The organism is Pseudomonas sp. K5002 (assembly GCF_013386655.1).
Lineage (GTDB): Bacteria > Pseudomonadota > Gammaproteobacteria > Pseudomonadales > Pseudomonadaceae > Aquipseudomonas.
In genome coordinates this window covers 1-2,332 of the sequence record NZ_JACARK010000963.1, presented here as the reverse complement: position 1 = coordinate 2,332, position 2,332 = coordinate 1, and the positions used below count along the sequence as shown (strand labels likewise).

Below are 2,332 nucleotides of genomic sequence, written 5' to 3'. Positions count from 1 at the left end.
CCAAGGACGCTGCCGATGTGGTCTGCGACAAGCTTGGCCTCGACCAGGACGCCAGCCGCCTGCTGCAAACCGTGCCCCTGCGCGGCAGCTTTCCGGGCGGCGTGCCGACGGACCCGACCATGTACCGTTTCTATGAAATGCTGCAGGTCTACGGTTCGACCCTCAAGGCCCTGGTGCACGAACAATTTGGCGACGGCATCATCAGCGCGATCAACTTCAAGCTGGACATCAAGAAGGTCGAAGACCCGGACGGCGGCTCCCGCGCGGTGATCACCCTGGATGGCAAATACCTGCCGACCAAACCGTTCTGATTTGCCGGCAAACCGTCTACGCTCTTGGCACACCAACAAGAACGAGGGACGGGTAATGAAGGCAATGCTCCGAGCCACCTGGCTGCTGCTGTTATGTGTTGGCCAGGTGCACGCCGCCGCCGCTGAGGAGGCGGATGCCCAAGCCGCCAAGGCCTTGCTGGAAAAGGCCTTGGCGTATTACCAGACGAATGGTGACAAGGCTTTTGCGGCGTTCAGCCGCCAGGGTGAATTCGTCGACCAGGACCGTTACGTGTTCGTGGTCAACACCAAGGGCGTGCTGCTGGCGAGTGGCGGGCCCTCTTCTGCGTTGATCGGGCGCAATGTTTCCGAGGTACTGGGGCCGGATCTGAACAAGTCGTTCAAGGAGGCGTTGGCGGTGCCTGAGGGCAGTGGCATCCAGCAGGCCGATTACCGCTGGCAGAACTGGAATGACGGCAAGGTGGAACGCAAACATGTGTATTACCAGCGCGTCGGGCAGCGGATTTTGGCCGTTGGCTACTACCTGCCGCGGGCGACGCCGGAACATGCCAGAGCGCTGCGAAACAAAGCCGTCAAGGCGCTGGAGAAAGACCCGGTTGGGACGCTCAAGGCCATCAACGCCATGCAGGGTGGTTTTCTACAGGACGATTTGTATGTGTTTGTGGTTGACCTCGACACCCAGCGCTACGTGGCCCATGGCACGACTCCGCGGTTGGTGAATACGGATTTCAGCAAGATCAAGGATCCCGACGGGAAGCCGGTGGGTGAGCCGATCCTGGCGGTCATGGCCGAGCAGGATCAGGGGGAATACAAGTACCGCTGGAAAAATCCGGTGACCGGAAAGGTTGAGAACAAGCATGCGTATTTGCGCAAAACCGGACATTTCATGGTGGCTGTGGGGTATTACAGCCCGTGAAGGTCAGCTATTTAAATGCTGGAACGCAATCGAATGTGGGAGCGGGCTTGCTCGCGAATGCGGTGTATCAGCCAACCTATTTATCAACTGACAGACCGCATTCGCGAGCAAGCCCGCTCCCACATTTAATCTTCATTTTTTCGACTATTTGGCCTTGTCTTCCCGCCCCCGCAACACCCGATCAGGCATGGCAATCGCCGCCGCCAACCCCAACAACGACACCCCGGCACTGACCATCAGCAAATGCCTGAAGGTAATCAACAACTCCCCCCGCAAGGCATCCTGCGCCGGCCCAGGCGCCGCATTCAAGCCATCCAGCAGCACATTCCCCGAACTCCCTTCCGCGACCAGCGCCCCACTGGCCAGGTGCGCAAAACTGGAGTCCTGCAACAACGCCAGCAACAGCGCCGACATGCATGCCACCCCAACCGCACCGCCCAGGGAACGGAACAGGTTGGTGGTGCTGGTCGCCACCCCGATATCCCGCTGCTCCACCGAGTTCTGCGTACCCACCAGGGAAGTCGGAAACTGCATCCCGGCGGCAATCCCGCACAGCAACATAAACAGACTGGTGACCGCCACCGCCTGAGGCGCACTCAACGCCATGCCGAAAATCGCGATCGGGCTCAGGAAGGCGCCAATCAGGATCATCGGTTTATAACGCCCGGTCACCGAGGTCATGCGCCCGGCAAAATACGCGCCCATCGGCAAGCCCATCGCCAGCGGCAGCAAATGCAAGGCGGCACTGTCGGCACCGGAACCGGTGACGGTCTGGTAGCGCAGCGGCATCAGCACTGTCAGGGAAATCGCCTGGAAACTGGTAAAGAAAATCGTGCACCAGCACAACACCGCGCTGCGGTTGGCAAACAGGTGCATCGGCAACAAGGGCTCCCGCGCCCGACGCTCGTGCCACACAAACACCGTCAACGCCACCACGGCACAGACCAACAGCCCCAGCACTTCATCGTCGCGCCAATGATGGCCCTGGCCGATTTCGGTGATACCCAGTAACAGCGCCGTCAAACCGACGATCATCAGCACAGTGCCGAGGTAGTCGATCACCGGCTTGCGTTGCGGCACCGGCAGCCCCACCAGCGTGCGATGGGCCACCCACCAGGCGCCCGCG

At 60.6% G+C, this 2,332-nt stretch carries 3 protein-coding genes; 2 read left to right on the top strand and 1 reads right to left on the bottom strand.

Going from position 1 to position 2,332, the window contains the following annotated elements:
- On the top strand, nt 1-311 hold a 311-nt coding region (gene cynS / locus HX846_RS31790), incomplete at its 5' end, for a cyanase (protein ID WP_178966923.1).
- A gap of 55 nt (nt 312-366) precedes the next feature.
- On the top strand, nt 367-1,206 hold the full coding sequence (locus HX846_RS31785) for a cache domain-containing protein (protein ID WP_178966922.1): 840 nt from the start codon (nt 367-369) through the stop codon (nt 1,204-1,206).
- A gap of 144 nt (nt 1,207-1,350) precedes the next feature.
- Here HX846_RS31785 and HX846_RS31780 read toward each other — a convergent pair.
- The coding region (locus tag HX846_RS31780; RefSeq protein ID WP_178966921.1) for an MFS transporter at nt 1,351-2,332 on the bottom strand (982 nt) is incomplete at its 5' end.

What these genes read in the sequence shown, in the direction of transcription:
- HX846_RS31785 (WP_178966922.1), top strand. Translation starts at nt 367, where the DNA reads ATGAAGGCAATGCTCCGAGCCACCTGGCTGCTGCTGTTATGTGTTGGC.